13 protein-coding genes are annotated in these 14,823 nt (G+C 44.6%); 7 read left to right on the top strand and 6 right to left on the bottom strand.

Translation table 11 applies throughout. The annotated features are described in order from the left end of the window. Positions 1-62 precede the first annotated feature (62 nt). Both MTO98_RS01685 and MTO98_RS01680 read right to left on the bottom strand, forming a co-directional pair. Positions 63-935, bottom strand: a complete 873-nt coding sequence (locus tag MTO98_RS01685; protein ID WP_243484960.1) for a universal stress protein — start codon at positions 933-935, stop codon at positions 63-65. Positions 936-960: 25 nt separating this feature from the next. Next, entirely contained in the window at positions 961-2,364 is a 1,404-nt protein-coding gene (locus MTO98_RS01680) for an NAD-dependent succinate-semialdehyde dehydrogenase (RefSeq protein ID WP_243484959.1), read from the bottom strand. Positions 2,365-3,219: 855 nt separating this feature from the next. On the opposite strand from MTO98_RS01680, the gene MTO98_RS01675 reads away from it, so the two are divergent. After that, positions 3,220-5,151, top strand: coding sequence for a glycoside hydrolase family 97 protein (locus tag MTO98_RS01675; protein ID WP_243484958.1), 1,932 nt, complete (start codon positions 3,220-3,222; stop codon positions 5,149-5,151). A 190-nt stretch (positions 5,152-5,341) separates the two neighbouring features. Here the strand turns inward: MTO98_RS01675 and MTO98_RS01670 are convergent, their stop codons facing one another. Next, the gene (locus MTO98_RS01670) at positions 5,342-6,298 is read right to left on the bottom strand and encodes a hypothetical protein (protein WP_243484957.1); all 957 of its coding nucleotides are present in this window, start codon (positions 6,296-6,298) and stop codon (positions 5,342-5,344) included. Between the two features lie 165 nt (positions 6,299-6,463). Here MTO98_RS01670 and MTO98_RS01665 point away from each other — a divergent pair, with 165 nt between their 5' ends. The 3 genes from MTO98_RS01665 to MTO98_RS01655 all read left to right on the top strand — a co-directional run bounded on the left by MTO98_RS01665 (position 6,464) and on the right by MTO98_RS01655 (position 9,402). Beyond that, positions 6,464-8,389 (top strand): sensor histidine kinase, encoded by a 1,926-nt coding sequence (locus tag MTO98_RS01665; protein ID WP_243484956.1) that lies wholly within the window; start codon positions 6,464-6,466, stop codon positions 8,387-8,389. After that, on the top strand, positions 8,374-9,012 hold the full coding sequence (locus tag MTO98_RS01660; protein WP_243484955.1) for a response regulator transcription factor: 639 nt from the start codon (positions 8,374-8,376) through the stop codon (positions 9,010-9,012). The genes MTO98_RS01665 and MTO98_RS01660 overlap by 16 nt, the downstream gene beginning before the upstream one ends. 114 nt (positions 9,013-9,126) lie before the next feature. Continuing rightward, complete coding sequence (locus MTO98_RS01655; protein WP_243484954.1) at positions 9,127-9,402, top strand: hypothetical protein; 276 nt, start codon at positions 9,127-9,129, stop codon at positions 9,400-9,402. A 39-nt stretch (positions 9,403-9,441) separates the two neighbouring features. Here the strand turns inward: MTO98_RS01655 and MTO98_RS01650 are convergent, their stop codons facing one another. Further along, on the bottom strand, positions 9,442-10,674 hold the full coding sequence (locus tag MTO98_RS01650; RefSeq protein ID WP_243484953.1) for an MFS transporter: 1,233 nt from the start codon (positions 10,672-10,674) through the stop codon (positions 9,442-9,444). A gap of 256 nt (positions 10,675-10,930) precedes the next feature. On the opposite strand from MTO98_RS01650, the gene MTO98_RS01645 reads away from it, so the two are divergent. From MTO98_RS01645 to MTO98_RS01635, 3 genes are read left to right on the top strand one after another with little or no spacing between them, the layout of a single operon-like run. Beyond that, entirely contained in the window at positions 10,931-11,758 is an 828-nt protein-coding gene (locus MTO98_RS01645) for a carboxypeptidase-like regulatory domain-containing protein (protein WP_243484952.1), read from the top strand. Continuing rightward, complete coding sequence (locus tag MTO98_RS01640; RefSeq protein WP_243484951.1) at positions 11,755-12,717, top strand: hypothetical protein; 963 nt, start codon at positions 11,755-11,757, stop codon at positions 12,715-12,717. The genes MTO98_RS01645 and MTO98_RS01640 overlap by 4 nt, the downstream gene beginning before the upstream one ends. 28 nt (positions 12,718-12,745) lie before the next feature. Continuing rightward, the gene (locus MTO98_RS01635; protein WP_243484950.1) at positions 12,746-13,132 is read left to right on the top strand and encodes a hypothetical protein; all 387 of its coding nucleotides are present in this window, start codon (positions 12,746-12,748) and stop codon (positions 13,130-13,132) included. Between the two features lie 146 nt (positions 13,133-13,278). Here MTO98_RS01635 and MTO98_RS01630 read toward each other — a convergent pair whose 3' ends face one another. Then, positions 13,279-14,175 carry an SDR family oxidoreductase gene (locus tag MTO98_RS01630; protein ID WP_243484949.1) on the bottom strand — a complete coding sequence of 299 codons (897 nt, stop codon included), beginning with the start codon at positions 14,173-14,175 and terminating at the stop codon, positions 13,279-13,281. Between the two features lie 75 nt (positions 14,176-14,250). After that, complete coding sequence (locus MTO98_RS01625; RefSeq protein ID WP_243484948.1) at positions 14,251-14,787, bottom strand: Crp/Fnr family transcriptional regulator; 537 nt, start codon at positions 14,785-14,787, stop codon at positions 14,251-14,253. Positions 14,788-14,823 lie beyond the last annotated feature (36 nt).

Genomic DNA, 14,823 nt, shown 5'->3' with positions numbered 1-14,823 from the left:
AAATGCCTGTCATCATGGGGGAAGACAGGCATTGTTATATGGAGAATGATCTAAAGGACGCGCTAAGATGCGTTTATTGTTGATCCCGGAAAGACCAGCAATGGTTTATAGGGCCTTGTCAGCATTTTACTGGTGATACTTCCGCCGAACAGTTGCTGAAAGCGGCTTCTCCGGCGATGCACGAGTACTAATAAGTCTACTGCAGTATCAGCAGTCGTTTCTTTCAGCCCACGTGCTACGTCTTTGGCATTAATATTAGCGTAACTGATGTTCGGATAATTAATTCTGGCGGGGATCTGATCACAGAAAGCTTCGAATGCGGATCGCGCCCGCCGGGTACCTGAGGTAACCGCGGCGACATGGGCCAGCAGGAGCGTTGCATCCGAATGTTTGGCCAGATCGGTCAGCGAGCGTAAAACGGGTATCTCGTCAGCGTTCATGGCTGATGCGAAAACAATGTTCCGGTACGGTTTAAAACGGACCTGGTAAGGAACCACCAACACTGGAATTCCAGCCTTTTCGATGATTGCCTTAGTATGGTTTTTTCCGAAATCGCCGCTCAGGTTGTTAGCACTGTGATTACTGATCACCGCCATCAGCAGGTCATGTTTTGCGGTCAGTACTTTTAATTGCTGATCCACCACGCCTTCCAGGCTGCATTGCAATATCTCCGGTCTGAACCCGTCTGACGAAATATCCTGTTTATTCCGCCTGGCCTTCAGCCGGGCTGTCAGTTCGCCCAGGTCGTTGATGCTGGCTTCCTCGCAGGCCCGTAACGGCCATGATTTTTCGTCAGGACTCTTTTCATTAGCATTGTCTTGGTATACATTACAAACCAGCAGGTTTGCCCGGAGCTGTTGCGCCAGTTCCAGCGCATAATGCGCGACATAGTCGGCATTGATTGAAAAGTCGGTTAGAACTAATATCGTTTTCATAACATCTTTTAATAGCGTTTGATGATCAGTAGGCGCTCTCCGCCGTGGTCACCCGGATCAGTTTGGCGTTGACGAACTCATAAATCGCTGCCGGCGACTGTTCGCGGCCATAACCGGAATGTTTGGTGCCGCCGAAAGGCAGTTCAGGTGCGATGCCGGTGACATGGTTGATATACACCATACCGGTATCGATTTGTCTGGCCACATTGACGGCCCGCTCCTCATTGGAACTGAACACGCTGCCGCCTAAACCAAATTCAGTGGCATTTGCCAGCGCTATGGCTGCCTGCTCGTCTTTTACTTTGTAAAACATGAACACCGGACCAAAGATCTCTTCTGCGTAGGCAGCGATTCCCGGCTGGATGTCGGTCATGATGGTCGGCTCCATAAAGGCGCCAGGACGATCGATCCGGTGTCCGCCGGCCAGGACGGTCGCACCCTGCTCAACTGCTTTTTGAACCTGTCCAATGACATCTTCCACCGCTTTCTCACTGCTCAATGGAGCCAGGTCGGTTTGCTCATCCATCGGGTCGCCCACTTTTAAGGCTGCAAATTTGGCTTTTACTTTTTCCAGGAATGCTTCTGCGACAGCTTCCTCAACGATCACTCTTTTAGGAGATACGCAAACCTGCCCCGCATTCCAGATACGTCCCCTTACTGCAGCTTCGGCTGCCTGTTCCACATCGGCATCATCCAGCACAACAAAGGCATCGCTGCCGCCGAGCTCCAGCGTAGATTTCTTGATATACTTTCCGGCTGCGGCGGCAATGGAAGCGCCTGCAGGTTCGCTGCCGGTCAGGGTTACTGCCTTGATTCTTTTATCGGCCACCAATGCATCGATCTTGCTGCCGGGGATAAATAAATTCTGGTAAACACCTTCAGGAAAACCAGCCTCTATAAAAATATCTTCCATGACCTGCGCACATTGCGGCACGTTGGACGCATGTTTGAGGAGCATAGTGTTACCCGCCATCAGGTGCGGCGCTGCCGAACGCGTGATCTGGTAAAAGGGGAAGTTCCAGGGTTGGATGCTCAGGATGACGCCAAGCGGCTCATAGCTCAGGAAGGCGGAGCCTTCCGGCGTCTCCAACGGCTGGTCTGCCAGGAATTTTTCACCGTTATCCGCATAATACTCAAAGATAGCGGCGCAAAGTTCCACTTCCGCCCGGCTTTCTTTCAACAATTTGCCCATTTCCAGCGTAGCCAGCGCGGCTAACTCCTTGATCCGGCTGCGCATCAATTGCGCTACGCTGTGCAATAGTTGTGCACGTTCTGCTTTGGTTGTTTTCTTCCAGATTTCGAACGCCTGGACCGCCAACGCGATCTTTGAACCGATCTGCTCATCGGTCATTGTTTCAAAAGTCTTAACCACTTCGTTGTTAAAAGGGTTCACTGTTTTTATCGCTCGTATTCTCACTGTTGTTTCCATGCTATTGATGTTTAAATCAATTCCTATAAATCAGGATTGACGAACGAAATTAACAATACACTTGCAGCGCAGGAATGATGGAAGGCAGCCGCAGGAATGAGAATGCTCACATTTTATTTATATCACTTTTGCGGAAATTAGGATAGTTCCATGCAGCCGATGTAATCTCATACTTTCACTATACAATTCTTTTTCTGCTGTGCAGCAGATGTCTTCATAGTCGAAGTACAGGCAGCCGCCAATTTCCTTGAAGCTCTTCCGGTAATTGAATTTTTCTAAAGGCTACCATCGAGCCATTTTATTTTAGGCAAATCAAAAACCTCCATTTAACTGCTAAAAAAGCACATTCTCGCGAAGAATTCAATATTTCGCAGAGCCTCCGGCTTCGTGAAATTTTTTATTTTTATTATTGATATTTGTTATTAAATTTGTTCCGAGAGTTCTTTCCCCAGAATCTATTAAAATAGAACCAAATTGCAAGGGTGCCATTTAGGGTAACCTTGAAAAGATTTGATTTCAACTACTTGTAAATAAGGCATATGAATATTGGATTCCGCCGAAATTCCGGTTCCGTCCATTCCGCTAAAAGCCTTAACTTGAAAAAGTTGAGGCTTTTTTGTGTTTAAAGCTTTTTTTAAGCACATCCGAAACCAAGCAAAATTCTCTTTTACGATAGTAAAATCCATCTATGCGAACACATAGTCCATTTTTTAAACTCTGCCTGTTGTTTAACTTTGTTTTTAAGGGCCCCGGTGTTTGATATAATTTACCCTTAAACATTTGCCGGGCAAATCCTATAGCGTATTATTATGAACCTGACGTGGTGATCACCTGAGCTCATCACACCATTAACCTATGAAAAGAAAAACTATCTATCACACTTTTGGCTTAATTGCTATCGGCTTGTTCTTTTTTACCGTAAACGGTGTTGCCCAAACAAAAGCACTTGATATACGATCTGAAGATCAGCTGAACAAAATATCCTTATCGCTAAGCGGTGACGGACATTTATCTTACAACGTAACGCGAAGAAACAAAGTAATTATCGATGCTTCTCCCCTCGGCCTGGTTTGCGATGATCAGGATTTTACAACCGGCTTATCCGTTGTTGAAGTTTCGCCTATTCAAAAGAGTAGGGAACAATATGAGCTAAAAGTAGCCAGTAATAAAAGTGTTGATCATGAACTAAACCACCGAAGCATAACTTTTAAAAACAAACAGGGTGCACTGATGATAGTTGACCTGGTTGCCACCAAGGAAGGCGTGGCGTTTCGCTATCGCTTTACCGACGGCGACAAAAAAACACGTATCATAAAAGATGAAGTTACCGGTTTCCATATAGCGCAAAATGCCAAAGGCTGGCTGGAACCCTACAACAAAGCTGGCAAATACGAACCGGGGTATGAAGATTTCTATGTCAATGTAAAATCGGGCGATCCCATTAATGGCTCACGTAACCCATCGGTAGGCTGGTGTATGCCTGCGCTTTTTAATGTAAATGATAATAAAAACTGGGTTTTAATTGCCGAATCGGCAACCGATGGTTCGTACCCCGGCTGCCATTTGCGTCCGGATGCTAAAGATGGCATTTACCAGGTAGCGTTTGCCGAAAAAGATGAGAAATACACCCTGCCGTTAGCCGATAAGGAACATGCTTATCCCGAATCAACACTGCCGTGGACAATGCCGTGGAGGACCATCATCATCGGCGACAAGGCTGGCGATATCTTGCTGTCAACCCTGATCACCGACCTGGCGCCTGCATCAAAAATTGAAGATACATCGTGGATTCAAACAGGTAAAGCGGCATGGTCATGGTGGTCACATCCTGATGATCATTCTGCCAAAATCTACAATGAGTTTACAGACCTTTCGGCCGAGTTTGGCTTTAGGTATACATTGTTTGATGCCGGTTGGGAAAGGGCTAACCAAGAAGGCAAGATCATTGATCATGCCATAGCTAAAGGTATCCAGCCATTGGTTTGGGGTTACTCGTCAGAGTATTTTGATCCGGAAAAAAGGAAAGCACGATTCAGGCAACTGGCCGGAATGGGTGTTAAAGGTGTTAAAATAGATTTCTGGTGTTCAGACAGGCAGGAAGTAATGGCCGCTATCCAGGGCGTTTTTGAAGATGCCGCCAAAGAGCATTTACTGGTAAACCTGCATGGAACTACCGCCCCGAGAGGCTGGCACCGTACCTGGCCCAATTATTTAACAGCCGAAGCCATTTTAGGTACCGAAAGTTATTTTTATGAGCCGCGGTTCCCGGAGAAAGCGGCAGAGCAAAATACCGTGCTGCCTTTTACCAGGAATGTTGCAGGCCCGGCAGACTATACCCCTTTTGCTTTGACGATGAGGAAATTCCCTCGTGTCAACACCGCTGTTCATGAGCTCGCTATGGCCATGATCTACACTTCCGGCATTATCCATTTTGCCGATTCAAAAGAGGTGTTTGAATCACTGCCAACCGAGGTTAAGGGCCTGCTTAAAGATATGCCCGCCACCTGGGATAAAACAGATTATCTTGTTGCAGAACCAGGTAAGGCCATAGTACTATCCAGGCAAAAAGGCGCACTCCACTATATCGTGGGTATCAACGGCACCAATAATAAACTGCCTGTTAACCTCGACCTTAAAAAACTTGGTAAAGGGTTTTCTAAGTTCAGGCTTATATCCGAAGGGAAAGATCAGTTAATGGAATTTAATGTGCAAACATCTTCGTCCATTTCTAACTGGGCGTACAATTTGGCACCCAAAGGCGGCTTTATCATTCAATTTATAAATTAGATCTCTCGTATTTGCAAACGGGCCATCGGCGCAAAGCCAACAGGTATCCTGAAACGAAGGTACTTGTTGGCTTTGTTATACAACCGGGAATTAACGCAATGCATCAGTTACCCTGAATATTCTTTACCTTAAGATAAGGTGTTTTTATATTTTCCTTTTGGGGTGTTTTGGATATTACCCTATACTCAATCTAACGCCATTCCATAATATAATTGCTCAGTTCCTGAGTACTCTCGCTGTTTTTTAGCTTGATGGGTATTACACGGCTATCCGCTCCATCATTTACATTATACTGTTTTCCATCGGCCGGAATGATAGTTAGTTTCCAGCGTTGTATGGCATTACCTTCGCCAACATAATCGGTCCCGATGAGCAGGTGCTGGCCATCTGGCGAAAATACAGGATACCCTTCTTCATTATTGCTTGTGGTGATCTGCTTCAAATTATCGCCATTGGCCGCCATCAGCCATATATGCTTTCCTGCAGCAAAGGCTATCTTACTGCCATCGTTGCTTGCCGTTACATGGTTCCAGTCGCTGAAGTTAAGCTGCGCGATCACATTGCCGTAGGTATAGCTGTTATTCAACCTATAAATGGTATTGCCAACGGTACAAAGGATACTTTTGTCCGGCATCCAGCAAATATGTCCTTTGATCTTATTACCGGCAATGGTCACCACTTCTTTCAGTAGTTGTCCCTGCGCATTTAAAATCAGTAATCCGCGGTCAAAAGTTGGCGGAACGGCTATCAGGCTCATATCAGGCGAAAATAAAGGCGCAGTAAAACTGCTGAGCTCTGTTCCCTTCTTTTTAAATTCGGAGATGGTTTGTCCGTTGCTCATATTGATGATCCTGTAAATTTCACCGTCATAATCGCCCGGATCAGCTACCGACTGGATCATTCTACTTCTGTCGCGGCTGATATCCCAGGCATGCCGGTCGGGATTATAAGACAATGCTTTTGACCGTACGGCGTTGTTGAGGTCAAGCTGGTACACCACCGCCAGCCCGGCACCTTCCGACCAATCGTAGTAGATGCTGCCGGTACCGAAATTACCGCCTCCGCCGGGGCCGGCATTATCTTTTTTACTACAGGATATTAAGGGGATAAGACAGGCTAAAAGCGTAATCAGATAAGTTGGTTTCATAAGCGTAGTGTTTTTATCAAAATTGCCCACAACAGGCCTCGCAAACAATCCCTGTAAATATTGATTTAATAATATCCATGAAAACCCTGATAAGAAATCATGGTATTCCTTAGTGGCTTTCGAAAAAATTTATAAGCAACTTTGTAACAAACGCTTGTCATTACCTTGAAAAAATATTTACTCATCGTCCTGTTCCTGTTACCGCTCATTAGCCTGGGACAGCAAGCTGATGACAAACGGTATTCAGACAGCCTGAAAACTTTGCTAAGCAAGAGGCTGAGCGATACGGTCAGGGCTAAAACACTTTTCTTACTTTCTCAGTACTGGGCAGATCTGGACAGCGCCAAAGGCGTACGCTATGCATTGGATGCACTGAAGTTTAATCCGGCAGGTGATTATTATCAGGGGCAGGCACATTATTATCTGGCCAGTGCTTATTTTGAGTATGATATCCCGAGGGCCAAACGTGAATACCTGCTGGCCGACCAGTTTTTACGAAATATTCATTCGCGAGAGGCTTACGCGCTCAATTCAAAAGCCTGGCATAACTATGGTGCCCTGGAAGAACGTACCGGCAATGAACGCTCATTTGCCGACATACTGTTAAATAAGGTTATACCAATGGCTATCAAGGCAGGGGATACCGGTCATATCGGTACTTATTATATGAGCCTGGGCGTTGTGTTCAGCAATATCTTTGACTATGACAGGTCCAACTTATACTACAACAAGGCGATAGCTATATTTAAAGAAAAAAACAGCGATACCGGCGAAAGCCTGTTAAATTGCTACAGCAAGATAGCTGATAATTACCTCAGCAAACCAGATTACACCCTTTCCAGAACCTACCTGGACAGCGCCAAACGATTTTTAACCCTTTATCCCCGGTCTATTCATTTACCATCCTATTACCGGGCCGAGGGGCGATATTATAATGGCATCAAAAACTGGGGCCAGGCGCTGATCAGCCTTGACAAAGGTATCCAAATCGGTGATACACTGAAACGCTTTTATGATGTTACCACACTTATGATGGAGCAGTTTCAGACTTATAAAGCGCAGAAAAAGTTTGCCGAAGCGAAGAAAATATTGCTAAAAATTTATCACAGGCCTTATGTAGCAGAAATGCCGGAGAACATGAGGCAGGTATTGCGAGAGCTGGCAACAACAGATTCGGCTTTAAACAGCCCCCAGGAAGCTTACCAATGGCTGCTAAAATTTAACCGACTGACGGACAGTTTGGTTGGAACCCAGACAGATGTGCAGGTAAAGGCGCTTGAAGCACGCTTCAATTATGCCGAAAAGGAAAAAGAGATTTTGCAGTTGAACCAGCGTTCAAAAATGCAGCAGCTTTTTCTTTGGGGTAGTCTTTCCTTGTCGATGCTGATAGTCTTTTTATTTATTTATTTCTACAGGCAGCGCAAATACAGGGCCGAACAACAACTCAGATCGTTACAGCAAGAACAACATATAGCCGTTGCCCAGGCTTTGCTTCAGGGAGAGGAAAGGGAGCGGGCGAGACTTGCCCGCGACCTGCATGATGGTCTTGGCGGCATGCTTGCGGGGGTAAAAATAAACCTTTCGGAAGTTGATCAGGGGGCCGGAGGGTCGCTGAATAAAGTGATCACTCAGCTGGATAATTCCGTTACCGAACTACGGCGAATTGCCCGCAATATGATGCCCGAGGCCCTGCTGCGTTCCGGCCTGGAAACAGCGCTTAATGACCTGTGCGCAACAGCTTCAACAGCCCATATGCATATAGAATCACAAATGATGAACATCAAACATGATCTTTCTTTGCAGGAGCAACTCATAATTTATCGTATTGTACAGGAATTGCTGAGCAATGTGATCAAACATGCGGCGGCCACCGAAGTATTTGTGCAATGCAGCCAAACGGAAAATATATTTTATATTACCATAGAAGACAACGGCAAAGGTTTTGACCCCTCTCTGGCCACAGCAAACAAAGGGATAGGAATGGATAATATCCGTACCAGGGTAGAGTTTTTGCGGGGAAAAATGGATATCCGTTCATTACCCGGAAGGGGTTCTGCCATTAATATCGAACTACAATGCAGCGTGAATTAAAAGAAATATCCATCATTATTGTTGAAGATCATTCAATATTTATTGAAGGGTTGCGCAGTATTTTGTTAAATGCAGAAGGGTTGAAAATTGCGGGTACATTTACCGGAGGCCAGCCGGCTTTAGCATTTCTAAGATCACAGCGCGCAGATGTTGTTCTGCTGGATATCAGCCTGCCCGACATGTCTGGTATTGCAGTTTGCCAGGCCATCAAGAAACTGGATAACAGCATCAAGATCATTGCGCTTACAAACCATACCGAAAAAAGCATCATTATGGAAATGCTCCAAAACGGTGCCGATGGTTATTTACTGAAAAACACCTCCAGAAAAGATCTGGTAACGGCAATAAACCAGGTTATGAGCAACCAGTTTTTGATGAATAATGAGTTGCAAAAGATCCTTTTCGCCGCCGAAAAAAAATCAGGTAACCAGCCCAGGCTTACCCAAAGAGAGCAGGAAGTTTTGAAGCTGGTAGCCGAAGGGATAACGACTGCGTCCATAGCCAAACAATTGTTTATAAGCCCGCAAACGGTAGAAACGCACCGGCATAACCTGATGCAGAAATTTGAGGTCAGCAATTCGGCCTCACTGATCAGGAAAGCCGGCGAATGTGGCTTGCTATAAAGTTAAACTGAGTTGCAGCATATTTTTATTAAAACAAGGCTGAGCCTTAGCATATCCGGAGCAAAAGAGACAGAATAAAAACGAAACAGGATCACGAAAACAAAAAACAATACCATGTGGACAAAAGATAAAATTAACAAAGCAGAGAGCGCTAAAGCGATTGGCGCTTATGCATTAGGCGCAAGGGCAATAGGTGCCGGGGTAACCGGAGCGTTTGCATTAGGATGCATCGCGATAGGATCAATAGCTATCGGTGCGTTTTATCTTGGGCGCTTATCTGTTAAAAAGGCCTCCATTGATCAGATGCGCATTGGTAAGTTAACTATTGATGACTTGGAAATTATAGATGGCAAAATCAATGTTAATGGCACCGATGCAAAAGAAATTTAAATCAACACCGGTCACTTCAGTCCGTAGTGAAAAACATCCTTAGCTTTTGTGTGCTAAATGAGCTTTAGAGTTTCTGTTTAACCTGAACAGTACCAGCATTACTGCAACCGATAACAGGATAAACACTAAATAGCTATAACTCAAATTATGCTCATCTTTAGCCGGAATAGCGGAAACGACAATATAAGTAAGCAGTGACAGGATCACATACACCATACCGCCGGTAAGTCCGCCAGACATTGCCGCATTTTTGGGGAACCGGCCTAAGCAATAAGTGAAATAGTTATTGTAGGTAAACCCTGCCCCTACGTGTATTATAAAAGCAAACAACACCATAACATAAACATTACTCACAAAGTTTACGCTAATGATCATCAATACAACGGCCAACAGCTGCAACAAAATATTAACAAACAGCTTACCAAAAAAGGGCCGGCCAATCAGTGCTTTGCCAATGAAGCCGCCTGCCATCCAGGCCAGGCCCAAAACAAGTGAGCAATAGCCTGCCACCACTGGCGTAAAATTAAAATGATGCTCAATAATAAATGGCCCTGTCATATTGTACATGATCACCATTGAGTAGGCGAAGCTCAGCATCAGGATACCCAGGCTAAACGTTGTGGTCTTGATCATTTCTGCATATAAACCGGCTATTTTTTTCAAATGAAATTCTGTGCGGTGCCGAATGGTTTCGCCGCTGTAAAACACTTCAAGTACTGCTATAATCAAAGCCAGCGCTGCCAGAAAATAAAAGTTAGATTGCCAGCCGAACGTGCTTTGAAAATAACCACCTAAAAAAGGAGCCACTATTGGCCCGGCCGACCAAATAATAGTGAACATACTCAGGTAATGCTTTAACTGCTCACCCTCGTAAACATCTACAAAATAAGCACGTTTAGCCACCACTATCATGGCTACTGCAATGCCGTGGATGACACGCATGGCATAAATAACATAAATATTATGTGTAACCGCAATAACCACACTGGCCAAAATAAATACCACCAGCGCGCCAAGGCTAAACTTATACCGGCCGTATGAATCTAAGATGCTGCCCAAAAACAGTTGTGCGATACCATAGCTGATCAAAAACAGTGTCAGGGTTAATTGAACCTGGATACTGCTGATGTGCATATCAGCCCCCATACTGGGCAACGAGGGAATATATATATCTGTAGCGAAACCCGAAAGCGGCAGCAAGGCAAACGCCAGCACAGTAGATACTGCACGGTTTTTAAGCTGTGGTGTTGTTATTGCAGTTGTTGTAAGCATTTGCCGCAAAATTAACAATACCTAAAATGGGGATTGTTGGCTGGAAGTAATAAACAACCTGCCGCCGAAGCCAATTAATCATTTAAACAGAATTAAATTATCGGGTGGCAGGTGCGTTGCCTTTAACTATAACATCATAGAAGCTCTGATTTCAATTGCCTGTTAACTTCATCGGGTAATAATTCTTAAGAGTTAAAATTTTGTGAATTATCAATTAAATTATACCTAACTTTATAATACACAGCATTTTACCGCTATGCCTGCAGAAACCAATAAAGCCGTTTCACCTTTAAGTTGGGTTATCATAACCGGATTGGGCTTTGTAATGTTTGTGGCGGCCGCAATAGTACTCATGATATTCAGTAATAAGTCTGCCAATTTAAGTCCGCAGGTTTATTTTTTTCTGTTGGTTTTTGTTGCCCTAATTGCATCAGGATTTTTATTCGGGGCATTAAAAGCGCATGCAAAATATAGCGGCAAACTGTATAATGGTACGCTGGCACTTGGCGGCCCTGCCGTTATTTTTTGCCTGATCATCTATTTTGGCCTGAAGCTCAAACCTGTAGCCGATTCCTTTGATGTTAAATTCATCGTATTTGGCGATGAAAGTAAAAATGAACTGGTAAATGGCGGATTACTTAAGGCACTGTTCAACAAACCCGACTCAGCGCGGATCGAAAACGGCGTAGTAACATTTAATGAACAGCCCGCAAATTTATTAGGTAAAATCATTACGGTTACCCCCGCCGTCGCCGGCTATTACCGGCAAAGCCAGCAGGTAACCATCCCCATTGATGGGCGTACGCCGATAGAATTGCACCTAAAAAAACAAGCCGATTCCTTAACAGTAAGTGGTTTGGTTGTAGATATGGAAGGGCAGCCTGTTCCTGATGTATTGATTGTACTGGCCAATGGTCTTTATAAAACCAATGCCGATCAGTTAGGTAATTTCAGTTTAACGTTACCCATAAAAGACGGAACTGAACTTCCGGTAAGAATTTATAGGGACAAAAAGTTGCGTTTTAACAGCACGCAGATCTTTTCTTCAAAAGTGCCGCTTACCCTTCAGCTTAATAAGTTATGAAAAGGCTCATTTACATGTTGGCTTTATGCATGGCTGGGCTTAGCGGCTACGCACAAACTATTGCTTTTAAAGGAGAGTTGCTAAGCAATAATGCTTTAGTTAAAAACTACACGATTACTATCGACGGAAACCCGGCAACAACAAATGAATCCGGCGTATTTACCACTCCAATTGCCACCAACACCACACAGGTGGAAATTAAAACATCTGACAAAAGTTATATCGTTTTATATCCCTTAGGAGGAAGAGTGCTGGTTCCTAAAAATCCATCACTGTTAACGCAGATAGTACTCGAAAGCTTCCAATCAAGCGGGCAGATCAAGAGTTATATGGCGTCGTTGTCGCAATTAAAAGATGCCGCCAAAAAGGGACAGGCTGATACGAAAGCCCTGCAGGCAAAAATTGACTCAATGGCAGCCAATCTTAAAAAATTAGGCTACTCTAACGATGACCTTAGAATTGCAAGGGAAAGGCAGGATGGTATAGACCTGTTTTATCCCGAGATAAGTGGTGCCCTGCAAAACTATATCCTGCAGGCACAAACCTTAATGATCGCCTTTAAATTTATAGGTGTTTATGCCTTTGTAAACGTTAATGCGCTTACCCAGTATGCACAAACCCAAAACGGGTTTAACCAGGCATTTGAAAAGCTTTATGTCAATTATCCCACTTACTCAAAAAAAATAGCCGATTACTGGGACGATCCGGCACTTTCCAAAGCGTTTGAGGGCATAGCCGATACACTGATCTACAGCATCGGCAAAAACAAGATAGTCCCTTTAAATGACCTTAAAAACCAAATCAATCAATACTTTCAAAACCAGGTACCCGAAAAAGACAAGGAAAAGCTAAAAAAAGAAATCCAATCACAAATAGAAACACAGGTTCCGCCTATTAATGATCAGCTTACGGCTATGGAACAACGTGTAAAACAATTCATGAGTCTATTGAAAAATTAATAATCATTAATAACTAAAGCATTTAATTATGAAAAAGTTAAATCCCCCTCTCTATGTTATTTTGATCGTTATTATGGCTTTTTGTACTACAAATTGTGGTAAAAGTGGTGATGGCGGTGGTGGCGGCGGTGGCGGTGGCGTCATTGTGCTCCTGGGCGATCTGATAGGTTTCTGGCAAACCAGCAGCGATTCATTTACATTTGGCAATCAGGACAATAAGCTTTCTGGCTCAGGAACTGTTGGAGGCAGAAGCGGAGACGTTACCAATAGTAAAATTGACAAGTATCAGTTTTCTTTCGATCTGGTGTTTAGCGATGACAATAGCGTTAAGAGCTATACCGGTACCATCGACCAATCAAAGAAGATTATAAAGTTAACGTCGGGAGGAACAACCACTTCCTTCAATAAGCAGTAATATACTGTTCATTAGTCAATTGCGGGCATTCCACAACAAATGAAAGATTGCATGATATTGATATGCAATAATAATAGCATAAAAAAAGAGGCTTGCATTTCGAAATACGAGCCTCTTTTTCACAGACTAAAAGCTTAGCCAAATGCCTATTTCTGAAGATAGCCGGCGGCTCCGATATCAGTAATTAAGCCGGTAGCTTTAGGCTGCCAGTTCAAAGCGGTGCGAGTTTTTTCGCTGGATGAAGGGCAGCTCATCGACGCGAAATGCAGGAACCAGCCAAAATGGGCCGCTGCCCCATCGCCGGTTTTGCTAACCACAGGCAAATTCAGGCCCTGACCAATTGCTTCGGCAATTTCATGGAACGCGATACCTTCTTCGTCTACCGCATGAAGCACGCGGAGTTCCGGTTGTTTTTCTATGATCAGGCGATATAAAGCTGCGGCATCTGAACGGTGAACAGCAGGCCAGCGATTGTTCCCTTCAGCGATATAAGCTGATTCGCCCTTTTCCCGTGCCATGTTAATGATCATAGGCACAAAACCATGATCGCCCTCGCCGTGTACGCTTGGCGGCAGGCGTACGATATAAACTTTTACCCCCCTGGCAGCGACGGCTGCAGCGGCCTCTTCAGAAGCCACCCGCGGAATAACATCTGATGCGGCAGGCGGTACATCATCTTCTGAAACCAAACGACCATAATTTAAAAGGCCAACGCCCGATGTAATAACTAATGGCTTATCTGTCCCTAACAGCGCATCGCCCAAAGCTTCAATTACTTTTCGGTCGGCCTCGCAATTAGCTTTAAACTGTGAAAAATCATGGTTGAAAGCCGTATGGATAACAGCATCACAAGCGGCGGCACCTTTTTGAATAAATTCAAGGTCATCCACATCACCCCGGTACACTTCGGCGCCGGTTGCTGTTAGTTTTTCGGCACCTTTATCTGAACGGACAAGGCCAAGTACCTGGTGGCCTGCCCCTAAAAGTTCTTTTACTATTGCTGAGCCTACAAAGCCGGAGGCTCCGGTTACAAATACACGCATAAGTCAATGATTTTATTTGATACAAAACTGCCCAATAAAATCCTGCTAAAGATGGTCACATGACCATAATTTCAATTAACGTTGAAGCTGTGCGTGCCTAATGCGTGTAAGGGTTTTTATGGAGATACCCAAATAAGCGGCAATCATGCGCAGGGGCAAACGGGCAAGATAGTCAGGAAAGGTTTGCACAAAATCCTCGTACTTTTCCTCGGGCGTGGCACTTAATGAAAGCAGGATCCGCTTGCGGCTGTAATGGGTATTACGCGCAATTAGGTCTTCGGCAAATTTTTTAAGCTGTGGTATTTCTGCCCGCAGCATTTCAAAATCTTTTTTTAACCAGCACAGTATTGTACTTGGTTCTACCGCGCCTATACTTACTTGCGAAGGTATTTCCCGGTCATAACTCTCAACATCCAGCGTCCAGCTATTTTCGGGCGAAAACTGAAGGATATGCTGATTGCCATCGGCAGAAATGCTGAACGTATTCAGCAACCCGCTCATCACAAAAACTTTATGCCTGCATATTTCGCCGGCATTAAAAAGGAGCTCGTTACGACGCAATTTTCGTGGCAAAGCCAGATCACTGATCCGGCGGATGGTTTCCTCAGGCATGTCGCTCCCATTTCGCAGATATGTTTCAAATTCCGG

This window comes from Mucilaginibacter sp. SMC90, assembly GCF_022811725.1.
Lineage (GTDB): Bacteria > Bacteroidota > Bacteroidia > Sphingobacteriales > Sphingobacteriaceae > Mucilaginibacter.
Note: the sequence above shows the minus strand (reverse complement) of the source record. Positions and strands in the feature narration are given on the sequence as shown.

Bases quoted from the DNA above. Each gene is read 5' to 3' on its own strand.
- MTO98_RS01685 (WP_243484960.1), bottom strand. From the start codon at position 935: ATGAAAACGATATTAGTTCTAACCGACTTTTCAATCAATGCCGACTAT.
- MTO98_RS01680 (WP_243484959.1), bottom strand. From the start codon at position 2,364: ATGGAAACAACAGTGAGAATACGAGCGATAAAAACAGTGAACCCTTTT.
- MTO98_RS01675 (WP_243484958.1), top strand. From the start codon at position 3,220: ATGAAAAGAAAAACTATCTATCACACTTTTGGCTTAATTGCTATCGGC.
- MTO98_RS01670 (WP_243484957.1), bottom strand. From the start codon at position 6,298: ATGAAACCAACTTATCTGATTACGCTTTTAGCCTGTCTTATCCCCTTA.
- MTO98_RS01660 (WP_243484955.1), top strand. From the start codon at position 8,374: ATGCAGCGTGAATTAAAAGAAATATCCATCATTATTGTTGAAGATCAT.
- MTO98_RS01655 (WP_243484954.1), top strand. From the start codon at position 9,127: ATGTGGACAAAAGATAAAATTAACAAAGCAGAGAGCGCTAAAGCGATT.
- MTO98_RS01650 (WP_243484953.1), bottom strand. From the start codon at position 10,674: ATGCTTACAACAACTGCAATAACAACACCACAGCTTAAAAACCGTGCA.
- MTO98_RS01645 (WP_243484952.1), top strand. From the start codon at position 10,931: ATGCCTGCAGAAACCAATAAAGCCGTTTCACCTTTAAGTTGGGTTATC.
- MTO98_RS01640 (WP_243484951.1), top strand. From the start codon at position 11,755: ATGAAAAGGCTCATTTACATGTTGGCTTTATGCATGGCTGGGCTTAGC.
- MTO98_RS01635 (WP_243484950.1), top strand. From the start codon at position 12,746: ATGAAAAAGTTAAATCCCCCTCTCTATGTTATTTTGATCGTTATTATG.
- MTO98_RS01630 (WP_243484949.1), bottom strand. From the start codon at position 14,175: ATGCGTGTATTTGTAACCGGAGCCTCCGGCTTTGTAGGCTCAGCAATA.
- MTO98_RS01625 (WP_243484948.1), bottom strand. From the start codon at position 14,787: ATGCCTGAGGAAACCATCCGCCGGATCAGTGATCTGGCTTTGCCACGA.